Source organism: Faecalibacterium sp. Marseille-P9590 (genome assembly GCF_017377665.1).
In the GTDB taxonomy this organism is placed as follows: domain Bacteria; phylum Bacillota; class Clostridia; order Oscillospirales; family Ruminococcaceae; genus Faecalibacterium.
The window spans coordinates 278,921-298,057 of the sequence record NZ_JAFREF010000001.1 but is presented as its reverse complement, the minus strand read 5'-3'; the positions used below and the strand labels follow the sequence as shown (position 1 = coordinate 298,057).

17 protein-coding genes are annotated in these 19,137 nt (G+C 61.4%); 13 read left to right on the top strand and 4 right to left on the bottom strand.

The genetic code is table 11. The features are described from left to right. The first annotated feature begins 136 nt into the window (after nucleotides 1-136). From J3349_RS01475 to J3349_RS01425, 11 genes are all read left to right on the top strand, one after another. Nucleotides 137-1,489 carry an MATE family efflux transporter gene (locus J3349_RS01475; RefSeq protein WP_207676207.1) on the top strand — a complete coding sequence of 451 codons (1,353 nt, stop codon included), beginning with the start codon at nucleotides 137-139 and terminating at the stop codon, nucleotides 1,487-1,489. Nucleotides 1,490-1,592: 103 nt separating this feature from the next. Further along, nucleotides 1,593-3,809 carry an ATP-dependent RecD-like DNA helicase gene (locus J3349_RS01470; RefSeq protein ID WP_207676206.1) on the top strand — a complete coding sequence of 739 codons (2,217 nt, stop codon included), beginning with the start codon at nucleotides 1,593-1,595 and terminating at the stop codon, nucleotides 3,807-3,809. Between the two features lie 113 nt (nucleotides 3,810-3,922). Next, a complete protein-coding gene (locus J3349_RS01465) occupies nucleotides 3,923-4,948 on the top strand; it encodes a rod shape-determining protein (protein WP_149795304.1) in 1,026 nt (341 codons plus the stop codon). Between the two features lie 152 nt (nucleotides 4,949-5,100). Beyond that, entirely contained in the window at nucleotides 5,101-5,466 is a 366-nt protein-coding gene (locus J3349_RS01460; RefSeq protein ID WP_207676205.1) for an OadG family transporter subunit, read from the top strand. A 15-nt stretch (nucleotides 5,467-5,481) separates the two neighbouring features. Continuing rightward, nucleotides 5,482-6,690 carry a sodium ion-translocating decarboxylase subunit beta gene (locus J3349_RS01455; RefSeq protein ID WP_207676204.1) on the top strand — a complete coding sequence of 403 codons (1,209 nt, stop codon included), beginning with the start codon at nucleotides 5,482-5,484 and terminating at the stop codon, nucleotides 6,688-6,690. 150 nt (nucleotides 6,691-6,840) lie between these two features. Further along, entirely contained in the window at nucleotides 6,841-9,504 is a 2,664-nt protein-coding gene (locus J3349_RS01450) for a UvrD-helicase domain-containing protein (protein WP_207676203.1), read from the top strand. Nucleotides 9,505-9,510: 6 nt separating this feature from the next. Continuing rightward, nucleotides 9,511-10,290 (top strand): FAD-dependent thymidylate synthase, encoded by a 780-nt coding sequence (thyX, locus tag J3349_RS01445; RefSeq protein ID WP_158404616.1) that lies wholly within the window; start codon nucleotides 9,511-9,513, stop codon nucleotides 10,288-10,290. Next, nucleotides 10,287-10,958: a deoxynucleoside kinase gene (locus J3349_RS01440; RefSeq protein ID WP_207676202.1), complete on the top strand. Its 672-nt coding sequence runs from the start codon at nucleotides 10,287-10,289 to the stop codon at nucleotides 10,956-10,958. Before thyX ends, J3349_RS01440 begins: the two co-directional genes overlap by 4 nt. Before the next feature lie 26 nt (nucleotides 10,959-10,984). After that, nucleotides 10,985-11,800: a hypothetical protein gene (locus J3349_RS01435; RefSeq protein ID WP_207676201.1), complete on the top strand. Its 816-nt coding sequence runs from the start codon at nucleotides 10,985-10,987 to the stop codon at nucleotides 11,798-11,800. 75 nt (nucleotides 11,801-11,875) lie between these two features. Beyond that, nucleotides 11,876-12,961, top strand: coding sequence for an endolytic transglycosylase MltG (gene mltG / locus J3349_RS01430; protein WP_242699449.1), 1,086 nt, complete (start codon nucleotides 11,876-11,878; stop codon nucleotides 12,959-12,961). 113 nt (nucleotides 12,962-13,074) lie between these two features. Then, nucleotides 13,075-14,295, top strand: a complete 1,221-nt coding sequence (locus J3349_RS01425) for a U32 family peptidase (protein WP_207676199.1) — start codon at nucleotides 13,075-13,077, stop codon at nucleotides 14,293-14,295. Between the two features lie 63 nt (nucleotides 14,296-14,358). On the opposite strand, the gene J3349_RS01420 is transcribed toward J3349_RS01425, so the two are convergent. From J3349_RS01420 to J3349_RS01410, 3 genes are read right to left on the bottom strand one after another with little or no spacing between them, the layout of a single operon-like run. Then, nucleotides 14,359-14,796: an aspartate carbamoyltransferase regulatory subunit gene (locus tag J3349_RS01420; protein ID WP_015563909.1), complete on the bottom strand. Its 438-nt coding sequence runs from the start codon at nucleotides 14,794-14,796 to the stop codon at nucleotides 14,359-14,361. Between the two features lies 1 nt (nucleotide 14,797). Next, nucleotides 14,798-15,739, bottom strand: coding sequence for an aspartate carbamoyltransferase (gene pyrB / locus J3349_RS01415; protein ID WP_015563910.1), 942 nt, complete (start codon nucleotides 15,737-15,739; stop codon nucleotides 14,798-14,800). Between the two features lie 19 nt (nucleotides 15,740-15,758). Further along, nucleotides 15,759-16,514 carry a GntR family transcriptional regulator gene (locus J3349_RS01410; protein ID WP_158394648.1) on the bottom strand — a complete coding sequence of 252 codons (756 nt, stop codon included), beginning with the start codon at nucleotides 16,512-16,514 and terminating at the stop codon, nucleotides 15,759-15,761. Nucleotides 16,515-16,691: 177 nt separating this feature from the next. On the opposite strand from J3349_RS01410, the gene J3349_RS01405 reads away from it, so the two are divergent. Next, nucleotides 16,692-17,249, top strand: a complete 558-nt coding sequence (locus tag J3349_RS01405; protein WP_207676198.1) for a GNAT family N-acetyltransferase — start codon at nucleotides 16,692-16,694, stop codon at nucleotides 17,247-17,249. Then, nucleotides 17,203-17,415: a hypothetical protein gene (locus J3349_RS01400; RefSeq protein ID WP_207676197.1), complete on the top strand. Its 213-nt coding sequence runs from the start codon at nucleotides 17,203-17,205 to the stop codon at nucleotides 17,413-17,415. Before J3349_RS01405 ends, J3349_RS01400 begins: the two co-directional genes overlap by 47 nt. Before the next feature lie 261 nt (nucleotides 17,416-17,676). On the opposite strand, the gene J3349_RS01395 is transcribed toward J3349_RS01400, so the two are convergent. Then, nucleotides 17,677-19,044, bottom strand: a complete 1,368-nt coding sequence (locus tag J3349_RS01395; protein WP_207676196.1) for an MATE family efflux transporter — start codon at nucleotides 19,042-19,044, stop codon at nucleotides 17,677-17,679. Between the last annotated feature and the right edge of the window lie 93 nt (nucleotides 19,045-19,137).

Genomic DNA, 19,137 nt, shown 5'->3' with positions numbered 1-19,137 from the left:
CTTGCAAAATCACGATGAGCTGAGTATAATACCACTCATGAAACGCAAAACGTCCTGCCCCTCGTCCGGCAGGGCGTTTTTGTCGGTAAAAATTTGGCAAAGAAATGTTAAGTGACCGCCCGGGGAGGGGCTTTGTATGACAAAAGACATGACACAGGGCAGCCCGCTCAGGCTCATCCTTGCCTTTGCGGTGCCGCTGATGCTGGGCAGCCTGTTCCAGCAGTTCTACAATCTGGCCGATACCATCATCGTGGGCCGCTTCGTGGGCGTGGATGCGCTGGCGGCGGTGGGCAGCGTGGGCGGCCTGAACTATCTGGTGCTGGGCTTCGTCAACGGCATCGCCTGCGGCTTCTCCATCCCCATCTCCTGGACCTTCGGCGCGAAGGACTACAGAGAGATGCGGCGCTACACCGCCAATACCGTCTGGCTGAGCCTCTTTTTCGCCGCCGTGCTCACGGTGGTGACGGTGGCCCTGACCCGGTCGGTGCTGGTCTGGACCAACACCCCCGACAACATCATCGACATCGCGGACATCTACATCCGCACCATCTTCTGGGGCATCCCCTTCACCCTGCTGTACAACGTCACCAGCGCCCTCATGCGCGCGCTGGGCGACAGCAAGCGGCCGCTGTATTTCCTGCTGGTGGCCAGCGTGCTGAACATCGGCCTCGACCTGCTCTGTATCCTCATCTTCCGGATGGGGGCGTTCGGTGCGGCCTTCGCCACCGTGTTCAGTCAGGCGGTGGCGGGCATCGGCAGTCTCATCTACATCGGCCACCACTACCCGGAGCTGAAATGGAGCAGGGAAGAGGGCCGTCTGAGCGCCAGCCACTGCCTCAAGCTCTGCAACATGGGCATCCCCATGGGCCTGCAGTGCAGCATCACCGCCATCGGCAGCGTCGTGCTGCAGGGCGCGGTGAACGGTCTGGGCAGCAGCATCGTGGCCGCGCAGACCGCAGGCAGCAAGGCCGCCCAGTTCCTCTCGGTGCCGCTGGAGAGCATCGGCACCGCCATGACCACCTACGCCAGCCAGAACATGGGTGCTCACGACCTCAAGCGTGTGGACCGGGGCGTCAATACTGCGCTGGGAATTGGCTGCGTCTACAGTGTGGCATCCTTCCTCATCCTGCGTGTGCTGGATGTGCCGCTCATCAGCCTCTTCCTCGAGAGCAGCGAGGTGGAGATCATGGCGAATGCCCGCAGCTTCATCTTCTGGAACAGCGTGTTCTACATCCCGCTGGCCGTCCTCATCATCTACCGCTACACCATCCAGGGCCTGGGCTATTCCGGCCTTGCCATGTTCGCGGGCGTGGCCGAGATGGTCGCACGTGCCATGGTGGGCTTCTGGTTCGTGCCGCTCTGGGGCTACTTTGCGGCCTGCATCGCCAACCCTGTGGCATGGTTCTTCGCCTGCTTCTTCCTCATCCCGGCGTACTTTGCAGTGCGCAATCGGCTGATGAAAGAAAATGCATATGGGGTGGGGGATTAAACCTCGCCTACAGCTCCCCTTCGGGGGAGCTTTTGTTGTATTTACAAATCCCCCCAAAACCGCTATACTATATATAGTTGTGTCAAAACGAGGAGGCGGGACGATGGAGCAGGAGCTGGAACGGCTGGAAGGCACGGTAGAGGACATCATCTACCTGAACGAGGACAACGGCTACACCGTGTTCGAGGTGTCGGGCAGCGGTGTCGTCACCGTTGTGTGCGGCGTGGTGGGAGAGCTCCACGCCGGTGAGAGCGTCGTCTGCCGGGGCAGGTACGAGAACCACGCCACCTATGGCCGACAGTTCCACGCACAGGAGTGCGAGACGGATATGCCCAAAGACCTCGAGGCCGTCTACGCCTTCCTCGCCAGCCGGTCGCTGCCCTACATCGGCGCACGGACGGCGGATAAGATCATTGACAAATTCGGCGCGGCGGCGCTGGAAGTTATCGCCAACGACCCCGCCCAGCTCACCCTCATCCCGGGCATCTCGGCGGACAAGGCCGACCGCATCCAGCAGGAGTTCAAGCGGATGTTCGGAATGCGGGAGCTCATCGCCTATCTGGCTCAGTTCGAGATCAGCCCCCGCCGGGCGATGGAGGTCTTCCGCACCTTCGGGCCGGGGGCAATGCAGGCCATCCAGCAGAACCCCTACCTGCTCTGCGGGGAGCCGCTGCAGCTGGACTTCCGCCATGCCGACAGCATCGCCCAGTATTACCAGATGGCAGGGGACTGCGCCCAGCGGCTGGAAGCCGCCCTTCTGCGCACCCTGCGCCACAACGCAGGCAATGGCCACACCTGTCTGCCCCGGGCGCAGCTGCTGGAAACGGCGTCGAACTTCATCCACCAGCCCCCCGAAAAGCTGGCGGCGGCGCTGGACAGCTGCATCCAGACCGGGAAACTGGCGGTGCGGATGTTCGACGGCACACCGTATATTTATCTGCCGGATCTGCTGGCCGCAGAGCAGGACATCGCCGACCGTCTGGCCATGCTGACCAAGCGCGGGAAGCAGACGGCCCACGGCCTCGACAAGAACATCCAAATACTGGAACTGGCGCAGGGCTTTGCTTACGCGCCGCTCCAAAAGGAAGCCATCCGTAAGGCCATGACCGAGAACTGCCTTGTCCTCACCGGCGGCCCCGGCACCGGCAAGACCACCACGGTCAACGCCATCTTGCAGCTACTCGAGAACGAGGCCGAACGGGTAGCCCTCTGTGCTCCCACAGGCCGCGCCGCCAAGCGTCTGAGCGAGCTGACGGGCCGGAAAGCCTCTACCATCCACCGTCTGCTGGAAGTGGACTACACCGGCGGCGTGGTCAGCTTCATCCACAATGACAAAAACCTGCTCAAGTGCGACGTCGTCATCCTCGACGAGATGAGTATGGTGGATGTCAAGCTGTTCCAGGCCCTCATTGCGGCACTGCGGTACAGCTGCCGTATTATTATGGTAGGCGACGCCGACCAGCTGCCCAGCGTCGGCCCGGGCAATATCCTCGGTGAGATCATCCGCTCCGGGCTGGTGCCGACGGTCTGCCTCAACGAGATATTCCGGCAGGCCGCTCAGAGCCTCATCGTGGAGAACGCCCACCACATCATCTCGGGCGAACCACTGAAAAAGGGCGGAAAGACGGACGATTTCTTCTTCCTCGAAGCCGACGGCGACGCAGCCCAGAAGCTGGTCTGCGACCTTGTGACCACCCGTCTGCCCCGCAGCTACCAGTTCGACCCGGTGAAGGATATTCAGGTGCTCTGCCCCACGAAGCTTGGCCCCACCGGCACTCAGGCCCTCAACGCGGAGTTACAGGCCATGCTCAACCCGCCCAGGAAGGGAAAGCCGGAGCTGCAGAGCGCGGCCCGGGTCTTCCGGGTGGGGGACAAAGTGATGCAGGTGCGCAATAACTACGAGATAACATGGCAGCGCATCGGCGGGGAACAGGGTGTGGGCGCCTACAACGGCGACATCGGCATCGTGGAGTCCATCGACGTGCGCAGCCGCTCCATGGTGGTGCGGATGGACGACCGGCGGCTGGTCTACCCGGCGGAGAACCTCAACGAGCTGGAAATTGCGTATGCCATCACGGTACACAAAAGCCAGGGCAGCGAGTTCCCGGCGGTCATCCTCCCGGCGGCGCAGGTGCCGCCCCGCCTGTGCTACCGCAACCTCTTCTACACCGGCGTCACCCGCGGGCGGAAGCTCTGCATCGTGGTGGGCCGGCGGGACGTGGTGAACCGGATGATGTCCAACATCCGCCAGAACCTGCGCTACAGCGGCCTGGCCGCCCTGCTGGCCCAGGCTCTGCCCCCGGAGCAGGAGAACCTTTAAGGGTTTCTTTTTGAATACACCTGTGTTATACTATAATGTGTTTTGATGACCCGCGCCCGGAGATGGGCGATGGAAATAGAGAATGGGCAGCAGAGAAAGGAAATATCACGATTATGGCACAGAATGACATCGGTATCGATCTTGGTACGACGACCATCATCATCGCGCAGGAGGGGCAGGGCGTCGTGCTCAACCAGCCCAGCGTGGTGGCGGTGGATACCCGCAAGAACTGCGTGCTTGAGGCCGGCGACAAGGCCCTTGCAATGGTGGGCCGCACGCCCAACTACATCTCCGCCATCTTCCCGCTGAAGGATGGCGTCATCAGCGACCACACCATGACCCGGGAGCTCATCTGCCGCTTCGTCAATCAGGTCTACAGCTCCCACATGGTCAAGCCCCGGGTGGCCGTCTGTGTGCCTGCCGCCATCACCGGCATCGAGAGCGACGCTGTGGTGGAGGCCGTCATGGCCGCCGGTGCGCGTCAGGTCTACCTCATTGATGAGCCTATCGCCGCAGCTCTCGGCTCCGGCATCGACATCACCGTGCCGGATGGCCGGATGATCATCGACATCGGCGGCGGCACCACCGACATCGCCGTGCTGAGCCTCGGCGGCAAGGTCAAGGCCACCAGCGTCCGCGTGGCCGGCAACCACTACGACGAAGAGATCCTGAAGTTCGTGCGCAACAAGTTCAGCATCGCCATCGGCCAGCGCACCGCTGAGAACCTGAAAAAGAACGTGGCCTGCTGCCCCCAGAAGGCGGATTTCAACGAGACCATGGAGATCAAGGGCCGCAGCCTGCTCACCGGCCTGCCCGTGCGTGTCAATGTCTCCACCGCCGACCTCTACGAGCCGGTCATGCGCCTGAGCGAGCAGATCGGCACCGCCGCCCATCAGGTGCTGGAGAAGACTCCTCCGGAGCTGGCCGGAGACATTTACCGCAACGGCGTCGTCCTCACCGGCGGCGGCGCACAGCTCCACGGCCTGCCTGAGTACCTCAGCCAGGAGCTGAAGGTGGAAGTGACCGTCTCGCCTGACCCCGTCAACTGTGTCGCGCTGGGTACGGCCATGAGCCTGCGTCTGGGCGACAAGCTGGAGACCGGCTTCATGGACGCCACCCCCCGCATGGGCCGCCGCTGAGAGGAAAGTGCTGTTCACAGAACCGTGAAAAACAATATGATTTTTGTTCATAGTTGTTGAATCGACCCGGAAAATATTGTATAATATCTTCAAATCGCTTTTTGCCGCCCGCCCCCCGGGCGGCAAAGAAAAAAGTAAATAGGAGGAAGACCATGGATTTAGGTTATGATGTGATCGTTACCATAACCGGTATTGTGCTGGTGTTTCTGATCCTCGTCCTGCTGATGGCCATCATCACGCTGGAGGGCAAGATCTTTGACGCCATGAACGGCAAGAAGGCAGCTGCTAAGGCTGCTTCTGTTGCAAAACCGGCTGCTCCTGTGAAACAGGCCGCTGCGCCCGCTCCTGCAAAGGCTGCTGCCCCGCAGGTCGAGGCCGGCATCCCCGGCGACGTTGTGGCAGCCATCATGGCAGCCATCTACTCTATGGGCAACGGCAAGTATGTGCTGAAGGCAGTCCGCCGCGGCAAGAATGGCTGGGGCAAGGCTGGCGTCAACGACACCACCGCACCCTTTTAACACAGGAGGAAAAACATGACTCAGTTTATTGAGACTCTGGTCGGTATTTTCCAGAGTTCCGGTTTTGCCAAGTTCGGTGAGCCGGGCGGCTGGCTGTACGCAGTGATGATCTGCGTGGGCTGCTTCCTGCTCTACCTCGCTATCGTCAAAGAGTTCGAGCCTCTGATCCTGCTGCCCATGGCTTTCGGCATGATCCTGGCCAACCTCCCCGGCAGCGGCGTCATCCATATGCAGTACTTCGTCGGTGACGGCCTCGAGCACCCGATGTGGGTCGAGATCCTGAACAACGGCGGTCTGGCCGACATGCTCTACATGGGCGTCAAGCTGGGCATCTACCCGCCGCTGATCTTCCTCGGCATCGGCACCATGACCGACTTCGCACCCCTGATCTCCAACCCCAAGAGCCTGCTGCTGGGCGCTGCCGCTCAGTTCGGCATCTTCGGTACTTACATGGGCGCTCGTCTGCTGGCCGCTACCGGTCTGGTGGACTTCACCCAGAAGCAGTCTGCCGCCATCGCCATCATCGGCGGCGCAGACGGCCCCACCGCTATCTTCGTCACCTCCCGTCTGGCTCCTGAGCTGCTGGGCTCCATCGCCGTCGCGGCCTACAGCTACATGGCTCTGGTGCCTGTTATCCAGCCGCCTATCATGAAGGCTCTGACCTCCAAGAAAGAGCGTACCGTCGTGATGAAGCAGCTGCGCACCGTGACCAAGACCGAGAGGGTCATCTTCCCCATCATGGTCGCTATCATCGTTTCCCTCATCGTGCCGGATGCCGCCGTTCTGGTCGGTATGCTGATGCTGGGCAACCTGATGAAGGAGTGCGGCGTCGTGGACCGTATCCAGAAGACCGCCGGCAATGAGCTGATGAACATCATCACCATCTTCCTGGCTCTGTCCGTTGGCTGCACCACCTCTGCAAACACCTTCCTGAACAACCGCACCCTGTTCATCATCGTGCTGGGCCTCATCGCATTCTCCTTCGGCACTGCTGCCGGTGTTCTCTGCGGCAAGGTCATGTATATCCTGACCGGCGGTCAGGTCAACCCCCTGATCGGTTCCGCAGGCGTTTCCGCTGTGCCTATGGCTGCCCGTGTTTCTCAGAGGGTCGGCCAGAGCGAGAACCCCTCCAACTTCCTGCTGATGCACGCAATGGGCCCCAACGTGGCCGGTGTTATCGGCTCTGCCGTCGCTGCTGGTATCCTCATCAACATCTTCGGCTAAGCATTTCCTGAAATTTCCGCTCCATCGTGGTATTGACCGCGGTGGGGCGGTTTTTTGTTTGCATTGTTTTTATGTACAACTTTTTTGAAATGTGATATACTATATTTTAAGTGATATATCCAGAAATGATTGAAAAGAACAGGTGAAACAATGGCAACAGATCTCGCACAACAATTCTGCGCTTTGCGTGATACGTATATCGAAAAGCAGTTCGGACGCCTGAACGATATGCAGCGGGAGGCGGTGTTCACCACCAACGGCCCTCTGCTCATCCTCGCGGGTGCAGGCAGCGGAAAGACCACCGTGCTGGTCAACCGCATCGCCAACCTCATCCGCTTCGGCTCGGCCCACGGCTCCAGGTGGACGCCCCGGGAGGTGACAGAGGACGATGTGAAAGCCCTGCGCACCGCCATCATGACCGGCACCGACGCCCCGTCGTGGCTGGACGGGATGCTGCGGAAGGATGCCGTCCGGAGCTGGAACGTCATGGCCATCACCTTTACCAACAAGGCCGCCGGTGAGCTGAAAGAGCGCTTGCGCCGGATGCTGGGCGGGGAAGAGGGCGACGAGGTGTTCGCCTCCACCTTCCACTCGGCCTGCGTCCGCATTCTCCGCCGCTGGGCCGAGGAGATCGGCTACCCCCGCAGCTTTACCATCTACGACAGCGACGACTCCCAGCGTGTCATGAAGACTGTGTACAAAGAGCTGAGCGTGGACGACAAGTTCTTCCCGGTCAAAAGCGCCATCAACCAGATGAGCCGCTGGAAAGATCAGCTCATCAGCCCGGAAGAGGCCCTGAAGACCCCGGCCCGGGACACGAAGGGCGCTCTTGCGGCCAAGGTCTACGCCGCCTATGAAAAGAAGCTCAAGGAGGCCGGTGCTTTCGACTTCGATGACCTCATCTACCAGACGGTCATCCTGCTGTCGGAGCACGAGGACGTGCGGGAGTTCTACCAGAACAAGTACAAATATCTGCTGGTGGACGAGTATCAGGACACCAGTGTGGCTCAGTTCCGGCTCGTGAGCCTGCTCACCGGCCCGGAGAAAAACATCTGCGTCGTGGGCGACGACGACCAGAGCATCTACCGCTTCCGTGGCGCGACCATTGAGAACATCCTCAACTTCGAGCGCATCTATAAAGGCACCAGGACCATCCGACTCGAGCAGAATTACCGCTCTACGTCGAATATCCTGAATGCCGCCAACTGTGTCATCCAGCACAACACCGAGCGCAAGGGCAAGACCCTCTGGACCAAGAACGGCGAGGGCGACAAGGTGCAGGTCTACACCGCCGAGAACGAGCAGGACGAGGCCAGCCATATCGCGGACGTCATCGGCCAGCACCTCAAAGAGGGCGGACATCTGGCCGACCACGCCATCCTCTACCGGATGAACGCCCAGTCGGCCCCCATCGAAAGCTACTTCACCCGTGCGGGCATCCCGCATAAGATCGTGGGCGGCCAGCGCTTCAACGACCGCAAGGAAGTCAAGGACATCCACTCCTATATGTCCATCGTGGCGAACCCCCGGGACGATGTCCGACTTCGTCGAATCATCAACGAGCCTGCGCGCAAAATCGGTGCGACGACCATCGAAGTCATCGCGGATTTGGCGGCTCAGCAGGGCATCAGTATGCTGGATGTCATCTCCCATGCCGACCAGTACGCCAAGCTCAGCCGCGCCATCGCACCGCTGTTCAAGTTCTGGGACATCTACCAGAAACTGCAGGAATCGCTGGAAACGAAGACGCTGGATGAGTTCGCCTCCGATGTCATCGAGATCACCGGCTACCGCGCCATGCTGGAAGCCGACGCCGCCAAGGGTCACGAGGATGCCGCTGACCGTCTGCAGAACCTTGGTCAGCTGGTCAACAATGTCAAGAGCTACTGCGACCAGCACGGCGAAGAGGCCTCGCTGGAAGGCTATCTGGAGGACATCGCCCTCATCAGCGACATCGACAGCTACAACGAGAGCGCCGATCAGGTGGTGCTGATGACCATTCACTCGGCCAAGGGCCTTGAATTTCCCTATGTATTCCTCATTGGCATGGAAGAGGGGGTCTTCCCCAGTGAGATGAGCAGGTATTCCGAGGCTGACCTCGAGGAGGAACGCCGCCTGGCCTATGTCGGCATCACCCGCGCCAAGAAGGAGCTTTACATCTCCAACAGCGTCACCCGGATGCTCTATGGCCGCACCCAGCGCAACGAGCCCAGCCGCTTCCTCCGGGAAATCGAGCCGGAGTACATCGAAGAGACCCGCAGCCCGGTGCTGGAACAGCGCTCCCGTCTGGGCGGCTGGGGCAGCGGTTACGGCAGCGATACCGTGCCGGGCGGTGCGTCGGGCTACTCCGGCCCCTCCGGCTGGGGGCGTGCGGCCTCCGGTTACGGCTCGGGCTATGGCAGCCGCAGCGGCTATCTGAATAAAGAATATAACGCACCAATGTCCAATAATCGAGGCTTTGGCTCCGATTGCGCGGGCCGGGGAAGTGCTTCGTCGGGTCATGGCGGCTGCAGCTCCGGTTCGGGAAGCAGCGGCTTCGGCTTTGGCTATGGCCGTCCGGCAGCGCCCAAAGCGCCGGTCAAACCCGCAGGCGGCGGTGTGACGTCTTCGCCCCGTCCGGCAGCGGCATCCACCGGCCCCAAACACTATGAGCCGGGCGACATCGTGGAGCACAAGGTCTTCGGGCGCGGCAAGGTGCTGAAAGTCAAGCCCGCCGCCGGCGACCAGATCGTGGAGATCAGCTTCGAGAAGGTGGGCGTGAAAAAGACTATGGCCAACTTTGCGCCCCTTGTGAAGATAACGACGGAGGAATGAGAAAAAATGATGACTGTCCGATTGATAGCACATACGCCGGAGCCGGAGAAGGTCGTGGCGGCTGCGGCGAAGCTCTGCTACTCCGACGCCCACATCACCGACCTGCTGGACGGGCTGGATGAGGAAAAGACTGCCCGCTTCCTGACCATGCTCAGCGATTTGGGCCACGCCAGCCCCATCGAGCACGCAAGCTTCACCTTCGGCATCGAGGGAGTCAGCCGTACCCTGCTGGCCCAGATCACCCGTCACCGCATCGCGTCCTTCAGCGTCCAGAGTCAGCGGTACGTCCGTCTGGATGATTTCCGCTACGTCATCCCGCCCGAGATCGAGGCCATCCCTGAGGCAAAGGCAGCGTTCATCGAGAGCATGAACGAGGACGCCAGGCGCTACCTCGACCTCGTGCAGAAGCTGGAAGACGGCCACACCGCCCGCCTGATGGCCGAAGGTCTGCCCGAAAAGCAGGCCCGGGCCAAGGCTTCCAAGCAGGCCAACGAGGACGCCCGCTTCGTGCTGCCCAACGCCTGCGAGACCAAGATGGTGGTGACCATGAACGCCCGCAGCCTGCAGAACTTCTTCCACCTGCGCTGCTGCAGCCGTGCCCAGTGGGAGATACGGCAGCTGGCCGAAGAGATGCTGCGGCTGGTCTACCCGGTGGCACCCCATATCTTCCGCACCGCCGGCCCGGCCTGCGTGTCCGGCCCCTGCCCGGAGGGCAAGATGTGCTGCGGACGCACCACTGAGGTCCGCGCCCAGTACGCCGCGCTGAAAGGGGAGAAGGCAGAATGAGCAAGGGCAGGCTTCTTGTCATCGAAGGGCTGGACGGCTCCGGCAAGGCCACCCAGGCAAAGCTGCTGGCCTCCCATCTGGCCGAGAGCGGTCGAAGGGTGATGGAGATCACCTTTCCGGACTACGAGAGCGATTCCAGTGCGCTGGTAAAGATGTACCTCTCCGGTCAGTTCGGCGACAAGCCCGACGACGTCAACCCTTATGCGGCGTCCAGCTTCTATGCGGTGGACCGGTACGCCAGCTATAAGACCAAGTGGGGCAGCTTCTACGAGGCGGGCGGCATCGTCATCGCCGACCGCTATACCACGTCGAACGCGGTGCATCAGTGCTCCAAGCTCCCGCCGGAGCAGTGGGACGATTTCCTCCGCTGGGCCTTTGACTACGAATACAGGCTGCTGGGCCTGCCCGCGCCGGACGCTGTGGTGTACTTACAGGTAGACCCCGCCGTGAGCCAGAAGCTCATGACCGGCCGCTACCACGGCGACGAGAGCAGGAAGGACGTCCACGAAAAGGACATCGAATATCTGGCCCGCAGCCGCCGTGCCGCTGAGTACTGCGCAGAGCATCTGGGCTGGGCCACCGTCCATTGCACGGAAAATGGAGCCATGCGCACCATCGAGGATATTCAGGCCGAGGTGCGGGCGTTGGCGGAAAAAGAACTCGGATAACCGCGAAAATGGGAGGGATACTATCAATGTATCGTTTGATGCAGCCGTCGGATGAGGCGGCAGTCGTGGCACTGTGGCAGAAAGAACGCGGCGACAGCGCCGAGTTCATCAAGACTGCTCTGGAAAAGTTCGCCGGAGCGGAAAATATCTACGTCGCTGAGGAAAATGACGAGATCGTCGCTGCGGCGCTGGCGGTCCCCGTCACCCTCAAGGGACGCAGCGGCAGCTACCTCTACGGCCTCTGTGGGCAGGGAAGCCTGCTTCTGGCAGGACTTGTAGACTGTCTCTGTGCGCAGCAGAAGCTGCGGGGCGCGGGCTTCACCGTGGCCGTTCCGGCCGGACAGGAGCAGGCCGCGCTGCTGGAAAACAAGGGTTTCCAGCGGGCTTTTGCCCTCCGCTGCCTGCCCCGGGAGGTGTCCCGCAACCTGTGGAGTCAGGCGGAGTTCGACTCCGTGACGGCCCGCAAGCTCTGTGAGCTGCGGGAGCGCTTCTATCCCGATACCGTCCAGTTCCCGCCGGAGCAGATGGCCGTCGTGCTGACCGACCTTTACGCCCGGGGCGCGACCATCGTGTCCAGCGAGAAGGGCTACGGCATCTACTTCCGCCGGGAGGACACCCTCTATTTTGTGGAGCTGATGGCCGAAGACGACCGCTCCGCCGAGGTGCTGATGGAAGCGGCCCGGGAGAAGGAAGTCATCGTGGAGCGCGCCGTCATCACAGTGGGTGCGGCTCAGAACCTTTTCCTCGGCGAAGGCACCCGGCAGGACTACGGCATGATACGGTTCGACGCGGAGCCTTTCGATGTGGAAGAAAGCTATATGCGGCTGATGATGGAAAGCTGAACGGAATGGTAAAGGAGTGTGTACATGGCACACGATGCAAAACATAAAAAAAGCAGAAAAGGCGGCGCAGCGAAAATGATTCTGATCGTGCTGCTGATCCTGGTACTGGCGGCGGGCGGCTGTCTGCTGGCCATCCGAAAAGAGATCAACGGCAGCAGTGCTTCCGCTGGCAAAACGGTGAGTGTGAGCATCCAGCAGGGCAGCGGCGTGGCAGCCATCGCCCAGAAGCTCAAGACGGCGGGCGTCATCAAGTACCCCCACGTCTTCCGCTGGTATGCAGGCAAACAGGGCGCGGCAGGCAAGCTCCAATACGGCGAGTTCGACCTCGCCCCCGGCAGCTCCTACGACGATATCATCGAGGCGCTCTCCGCCTACGCGAAAGCCGACAGCGTCCGGCTGACCTTCCCCGAGGGCACGACGGCCATCGCCATTGCGAAAAAAATGGAGGATGCCGGGCTGTGCAGCGCCGAAGACTTCCTCAAGGAGGCCAACACCGGTGATTTCAGCCAGTACAGGTTCTGGCAGTACGTCCCCGACGACAAGGACGCCCCGGACCGCTTCCTCAAGTGCGAGGGTTATCTTTTCCCGGATACCTACGATTTCCTGAAGGATGACACCGTCCATCATTACGTTGAGACGTTCTATTCTCACTTCGACAAGCAGATCACCGATGAGATGTATGCCGAGATGGAAAAGCAGGGAATGACCCTCTCCGAGGTGGTCACTCTGGCGTCCTTCGTGCAGGAGGAGGCCGGCAACGATCAGGACGATAATGTGGCGCAGGTGTTCCGCAACCGTCTGGCCGAGGGTTCACCCTACCCCAAACTGCAGAGCAACACCTCCAGCTACGTCCAGAGCGACGCCGACAACAACTACCTCTGGAACTGGGTCGCACCCTACTACGGCGGCTGGGACAGCATCCCGGAGAATATTCTGGAAGCCTACGACACCTACACCCGCACCGGACTCTCCGCCGGCCCGATCTCCAACCCCGGCATCGCGGCCATCCGTGCGGCGCTTGACCCGCAGCCCGACGATGAGGTGAAAGACGCCTATTTCTTTGTCACGGACCTTGCCGGTCACTACTACTACGCCCGCACCTACGCAGACCACCAGAAAAACTGCGATGAGGCGGCTAAAGTCAACAAGAACCTGAAATAAGAAGCGAAGCCCGCAAGCCTGACGGAAAAGGCAGCCGCTGACCGGCCTGCCAATGGCTCGCCCTCTGGGAGAGCTGTCACCGAAGGTGACTGAGAGGGCTAGAGAGGAATACCATGTTACAGATACCGGAACTTCTGGCCCCGGCAGGCGATCTCGAGCGCCTGCGGTATGCCATCAACTACGGCGCGGACGCCGTTTACTGCGCTCTGCCTGAGTTCGGGATGCGCTCTGCACCCACCAACTTCACCCCGGAGCAACTGAGCGAGGGCGTCATCTATGCCCACGCCCGGGGCCGCAAGGTCTACCTGACCATGAACACCCTGCCCACCAACGAGGAGGCTGACCGTCTGCCCCAGGCCATCAAGGACGCTGCCGCCGCCGGTGTGGACGCCTTCATCGTGGCCGACCTCGGCGTGTTGGACGCCTGCAAGACGTTCGCGCCCGACATCGACGTCCATATGTCCACCCAGACCGGCATCACCAACTGGGCCGCTGCCCGCGCCGCCTACAATATGGGCGCGAAGCGGGTGGTGCTGGCCCGGGAGATGACCCTGCAGGACATCGCCACCCTCCGCGACAAGACCCCGCCGGAGCTGGAAATTGAGGCTTTCGTCCACGGCGCCATGTGCATGAGCGTCTCGGGCCGCTGCCTGCTCTCCAACTACATGGCAGGCCGCGACGCAAACCGCGGCCAGTGCGCCCAGCCCTGCCGCTGGAAGTACTATCTCAGCGAGGAGACCCGCCCGGGGCAGCTCTATGAGATCGGCGAGAACGAGAACGGCAGCTACATCCTCAACGCCAACGATATGTGTACCGCGCCCTTTCTCGACCTCATCTGCAACGCGGGCGTGGACAGCCTCAAAATCGAGGGCCGCGCCAAGACTTTCTACTACGTCGCCAGCGTGACGGCGGCCTACCGCCGCGCCCTCGACCAGTATCTGGCCGACCCGATGAACGAGAACTTCGAGCTGCCGGAAGAGGTTTTGGCTGAGCTGACCCGCACCAGTCACCGCCACTATTCGCCCGGCTTCTACTTTGGCCGGGAGCAGGCCCGTCAGGCTACCGACAGCGCTACTTACATCCGCGAGTGGGAGTTTGTCGGTACGGTGGACGGCTGGGAGAACGGCGTCGCCAGCTGCCAGCAGCGGGGCAAGTGGAGCCTCGGCGACACGCTGGAAGTGCTCTGCCCGGATGGCCGCAGCATCCCGCTGAACCCCGAGTGGATAAAGAATGAGGCCGGTGAGCTGGTGGAGTCCACGCCCCACGCGATGGAGCGCTATACCATCCCCACCCCGGAGCTGCCGCCTATGAGCCTGCTGCGCCGGAAAGTCTGAGAATCAAAAGCAAAGCCGCCTGTCGTTCGTTGAATGACAGGCGGCTTTTATCGTTTATCTATATTATTCCGGCTTGACCTGCAGCTCCTGCTCGCAGTAGATGCAGCGATACTTGCCGTTGGAGCTCAGCTCGAAGATCTGGTCGCACTCTTCCTCGATGGAGGAGATGCAGCGGGGGTTCTTGCACCGCACGATGTTGACCAGACGCTTGGGGGGCTGGGGCTTTTCCTTCTTGACAGCCTTGCCGTTCTCGATGACGGTCACGCTGATGTCAGGGTCGAGATAGGCCAGCACGTCGAGGTTGAGCCAGGATGCGTCGCCCTCCACCTTGATGATGTCCTTCCGGCCCGACTCTGCCTTGTGGCTGCGGGCGTTCTGGATGAGGGCCACGCTGGAGGTGCGGTTGCCCTTGATGCCCAGCAGGTCCATCAGGCCGATGGCCGTGCCTGCCTTGATATGGTCGATGACGATACCGTTCTGAATTTCATCAATGTTCAACATCTCAGTTGCCCTCCTTTTCAGCCTTGGGGTCCTTGAGGCCCAGCAGCGTCATGATCAGCGCCATGCGGATGTAGACGGCGTTCTGCACCTGCTCAAAGTAGGCGGCGCGGGGGTCGTCGTCCACGTCCAGCGTGATCTCATTGACGCGGGGCAGGGGATGGAGCACGGCCATGTCAGGCTTGGCAAGGGCCATCTTCTCTTTGGTGAGGATATAGCTGTTCTTCAGACGGACATAGTCTTCCTCGTTGAAGAAACGCTCCTTCTGGACGCGGGTCATGTAGAGGATGTCCAGCTCGGGCATGGACTCCTCGAGGCTGCGGGTCTCCTTGTAGGGAATGTGGTTGGCCTCGAGCACGTCGGTGATGATGTAGTCCGGCACCCGCAGCTCCTCGGGGCTGATGAGGACGAAGCGGATGTTCTCACAGCGCGCCATGGTCTTGATGAGGGAGTGGACGGTGCGGCCAAACTTGAGGTCGCCGCACAGGCCGATGGTCAGGTCGTTCAGACGGCCCTTGCGGCGGCGGATGGTCATCAGGTCGGTCATGGTCTGGGTCGGGTGCTGGTGACCGCCGTCGCCTGCGTTGATGACAGGGATGCGGGAGTACCGGCTGGCCCGCAGCGGTGCGCCCTCCTTGGGGTGGCGCATGGCCACGATGTCGGCGTAGCAGGAGACGACGCGGATGGTGTCGGCCACGCTCTCGCCCTTGGATGCACTGGAGACGGTCTCGCTCGGGAAGCCGAGGACATGTCCGCCGAGGTTCAGCATCGCGGCCTCAAACGAAAGACGGGTACGGGTGGACGGCTCGTAGAACAGAGTAGCCAGCTTTTTGTGGGCGGCCACGTCCTGATAGGCAGCCGGGTCGGCGCAGATGCGGTCGGCCAGGTCCAGCAGAGAGGTGATCTCCTGCTGACTGAAATCCAACGGATCGATTAGATGACGCATATTCTTTTGTTTCCCTCCGTCAAAGAAGCTTTCGAAGAATCGAGAAGTCGAAGAAGTTCGTGTAGTAGCTCAACGAACGCATGACGGGATGGCAGAGCCGGTTGTAGCATATCTCATCCAGCAGAAGCATGGCCTCGCCCGGGGCCAGACGCATGGCGGCCCGGATGGGCTCGTCGCCGCAGCTGGCCTTGAGATGGGCCACATTGGAGGCCACCTGCTGGCGGCACTCCCGCTCCAGAACATCGAATATGTCACCCGACAGGTCGATGCGGGTGTAGTCCCGGTTCCCAAACAGGGCGCGGGGCAGGTAGTCGATGGAGTAGATGACGGGGGTGGTGTCGGCGAGGATGCGCTTCTTGATGCAGATGACATCGTCGCCGGGCTCGATGGCCAAATCACGGGCCAGCTCTTCGCCTGCGCGGACGGGGTAGATCTGGATGCCGTCGGCGTGGGGGTAGCTGCCAAAGCTGCGGATGAGCGGGTAATACTCCAGCTTCTGGTCCAACCGGCTGCGCAGGTTCAGGACACTTCGGTTGACCACTGTGCCGATGCCGCGCACCCGCTCGATGTAACCCGCACGCTCCATCTCGCTCAGCGCATCGCGGATGACGGTGCGGCTGACGCCGAGTTCGGCGGCAAGGTCTACCTCGGCGGGCAGACGGTCAGTCTGTGCATAGCGGCCTGTGCGCAGTTCCTCTAGCAGAGCGCTGACGATGCGGTCGCTGATGACAGCACCACCCAGGCGGCTGGAAGGGGATAAGCTGGAATCTCTCATGGTTCGTTTCCTCCGGTACACGGGCAGGGCGGCCCTGCCTGGACTTCCGAAAAAGCTGTGCCTGAGCACAAAAGCTTTTCCTGCAAATATTATAGCATAAATTGACAATGATTCAAACGGCATTTATACTGGAATCAGCCGGAAAGTATGATTTTATTTTGGAGGGATAGAGCAAGAATGGAAATTCTTCTGCACAAAGTGTGCGGCCGGCCCGCAAGCCGCACCATGACCCTGCGCGCTGCCGGGCCGGAGGATGCCGCCGCCTTTTACGCCTTGCAGAACGAGGTGCGGGCCGCGATGCCTCACCCGGAGCAGTTCGTACCCGACACGCTGGAAAACATCGCCCGCTACCTGAAAGAGGATCTGTGCATCGGCGGGTGGGACGGCGGGCGGCTGGGGGCCTACTTCATCCTGCGGTACTGCGGGCAGGACGCGCACAACTATGCCGCCTTTATGGGCATCCCGCGAGAAGAGTGGGACGGCTGGGCCAACGCCGACAGCGCCATCGTCCACCCCGACTACCGGGGCAACGGTCTGCAGCGGAAGCTGCTGGAAGTGGCGCTTACCCTGCTCCGTCCGGGCATCGTGGGCATCGGGGCCACCGTCAGCCCGGAAAATCAGTACAGCCTGAACAACGCTCTGGCCAGCGGCTTTGAGATCGTCTGCCGCCGGGAGATGTACGGCGGGTATGACCGGTATCTGCTGGCGAAGGCCCCTCTCCGCCACCTTCGGTGACACTGCCCGGGTTGCGGCTCCCAGCGTCTGCTTCTCTGCCGCTCGCATCCTTGCTGGCCGCTGCCCCAACAGCTCCTCCCTGTTTCCGCCGCTGGCGGCGGTCGTCGCCGTTGCTCCCGAAGGGAGAGGCACTGGCGTGTCGGTCAAGCCCATGCTGGACGAGTAAAGCTTAATTTGTATCGCAAACAGTAGTGCCCTGCTACCAAGGCTAGCAGCAGCTTGACAAGGAACATGGTTCCGTAGCTGCTGCCCTCTGTAGCAGGGCACTATTTTTTGCGTTATATCAGGCTTCCGGCGGCCAGCTCAGAGTTGACCGGCCTGCCAAAGGCTCTCCCTCTGGGAGAGCTGGCGCGGAGCGCCTGAGAGGGCAAGGACGCTGCCAAACAGCTCTTGCACTGCGATCGTATCGCTCTGACAAAGAGCCTGCTTACCGCTGTGCAGCAGCTTTAAGGTTCTCGTTCATCTTATGCCGTACCACCAGCAGGCAGGCCAGATGCACCAGTGTAGTGAGAATCCAGCTGACGGGGTAGCTGAGGTAAAGCATCGTGGTGGTGTGGAACAGCCGGAAGATGGTGGCGATCCAGACGAGGCGGAGCAGGCAGCTGCCAACGAGGCTGACCACCATCGGCAGGACGGAGTAGCCCCGGCCGCGCAGGCAGCTGGCCAGAACATCCATGCCGCCGCAGAGCAGATAGGTGGTGCAGATGATGTGCATACGGGCCAGACCGGCGGTCACCACGACCTCATCGGAGGAGTAGAAGTGGAGCAGCTGTTCGCCCAGCAGGGAAGCACCGCCGCCCAGCACGAGGCCGGTGACGATGGAGCAGAGCAGGCAGTTGCGCATGACGCGGTCCAGGTTGTCGTACCGGCGGGCGCCCATGTTCTGGCTCGTGAAGGTGACAGCAGCCTGGGCGAAAGCGTTCATGGCGGTATAGACGAAGCCCTCGAGGTTGGAAGCGGCAGAGTTGCCGGCCACGACGATGGAGCCGAAGGAGTTGACCGCCGACTGGATGACGACGTTGGAGAGGCTGAACACGGTGCTCTGCAGACCGGCAGGCAGGCCGATGCGCAAAATCTGGCCCAGAACCCCCGCATGGAAGCCCAGATGGCCGAGGTCGAGGTGGAGCGGGCCTTTCTCCTTCACGAGCAGGGCCGTGACCATGCAGGCGGAGACGGTCTGGCTGATGATGGTGGCCAGAGCGACGCCCGCCACGCTCATGGAGAAGAGGATGACGAACACGAGGTTCAGCACCACATTGATGACGCCTGCCACGGCCAGACAGAACAGAGGCCGCCTGGTGTCGCCCACGGCGCGCAGGAGGGCCGAGCTGAAGTTGTACAGCATGGTCATGGGCATACCGATGAAGTATATCTTGAGGTAGAGGGTGGACAGGCCGATGACGTCTTCCGGGCAGCTCATCAGCTCCAGCAGGACGCGGGCGGCGAAAAAGCCCACCACGGCCAGCAAGAAGCCGCTGACGAGGCCCAGCGCCACGGAGGTCTGGACGGTGTTGTGGACGCCCTCATCATCCTTCGCGCCGAAGCAGCGGGCCGCAACGACGTTCGCGCCCAGCGACAGGCCCACGAACAGGTTGACCAGCAGGTTGATGAGCGCACCGTTGGAGCCGACAGCGGCCAGCGCCGTGCTGCCCGCAAAGCGTCCTACGACGACGACATCGGCTGCGTTGAACAGCAGCTGCAGGATGCTGGATGCAGCCAGCGGCAGGGAAAACAGGATGATCTTTTGCAGCATGGGGCCGCTGGTCAGATCGCCTGTCCGGGTATTCTGTGCCATGAAAATGCTCTGCCTCCTCAAATATCAGATGGTACTCACGAAAAAACGCGCCGCTCAACAGCGAGCGACGCAGATAGTATTATAATACGGTTT

What these genes read in the sequence shown, in the direction of transcription:
- J3349_RS01475 (WP_207676207.1), top strand. Translation starts at nt 137, where the DNA reads ATGACAAAAGACATGACACAGGGCAGCCCGCTCAGGCTCATCCTTGCC.
- J3349_RS01470 (WP_207676206.1), top strand. Translation starts at nt 1,593, where the DNA reads ATGGAGCAGGAGCTGGAACGGCTGGAAGGCACGGTAGAGGACATCATC.
- J3349_RS01465 (WP_149795304.1), top strand. Translation starts at nt 3,923, where the DNA reads ATGGCACAGAATGACATCGGTATCGATCTTGGTACGACGACCATCATC.
- J3349_RS01460 (WP_207676205.1), top strand. Translation starts at nt 5,101, where the DNA reads ATGGATTTAGGTTATGATGTGATCGTTACCATAACCGGTATTGTGCTG.
- J3349_RS01455 (WP_207676204.1), top strand. Translation starts at nt 5,482, where the DNA reads ATGACTCAGTTTATTGAGACTCTGGTCGGTATTTTCCAGAGTTCCGGT.
- J3349_RS01450 (WP_207676203.1), top strand. Translation starts at nt 6,841, where the DNA reads ATGGCAACAGATCTCGCACAACAATTCTGCGCTTTGCGTGATACGTAT.
- thyX (WP_158404616.1), top strand. Translation starts at nt 9,511, where the DNA reads ATGATGACTGTCCGATTGATAGCACATACGCCGGAGCCGGAGAAGGTC.
- J3349_RS01440 (WP_207676202.1), top strand. Translation starts at nt 10,287, where the DNA reads ATGAGCAAGGGCAGGCTTCTTGTCATCGAAGGGCTGGACGGCTCCGGC.
- J3349_RS01435 (WP_207676201.1), top strand. Translation starts at nt 10,985, where the DNA reads ATGTATCGTTTGATGCAGCCGTCGGATGAGGCGGCAGTCGTGGCACTG.
- mltG (WP_242699449.1), top strand. Translation starts at nt 11,876, where the DNA reads ATGATTCTGATCGTGCTGCTGATCCTGGTACTGGCGGCGGGCGGCTGT.
- J3349_RS01425 (WP_207676199.1), top strand. Translation starts at nt 13,075, where the DNA reads ATGTTACAGATACCGGAACTTCTGGCCCCGGCAGGCGATCTCGAGCGC.
- J3349_RS01420 (WP_015563909.1), bottom strand. Translation starts at nt 14,796, where the DNA reads ATGTTGAACATTGATGAAATTCAGAACGGTATCGTCATCGACCATATC.
- pyrB (WP_015563910.1), bottom strand. Translation starts at nt 15,739, where the DNA reads ATGCGTCATCTAATCGATCCGTTGGATTTCAGTCAGCAGGAGATCACC.
- J3349_RS01410 (WP_158394648.1), bottom strand. Translation starts at nt 16,514, where the DNA reads ATGAGAGATTCCAGCTTATCCCCTTCCAGCCGCCTGGGTGGTGCTGTC.
- J3349_RS01405 (WP_207676198.1), top strand. Translation starts at nt 16,692, where the DNA reads ATGGAAATTCTTCTGCACAAAGTGTGCGGCCGGCCCGCAAGCCGCACC.
- J3349_RS01400 (WP_207676197.1), top strand. Translation starts at nt 17,203, where the DNA reads ATGACCGGTATCTGCTGGCGAAGGCCCCTCTCCGCCACCTTCGGTGAC.
- J3349_RS01395 (WP_207676196.1), bottom strand. Translation starts at nt 19,044, where the DNA reads ATGGCACAGAATACCCGGACAGGCGATCTGACCAGCGGCCCCATGCTG.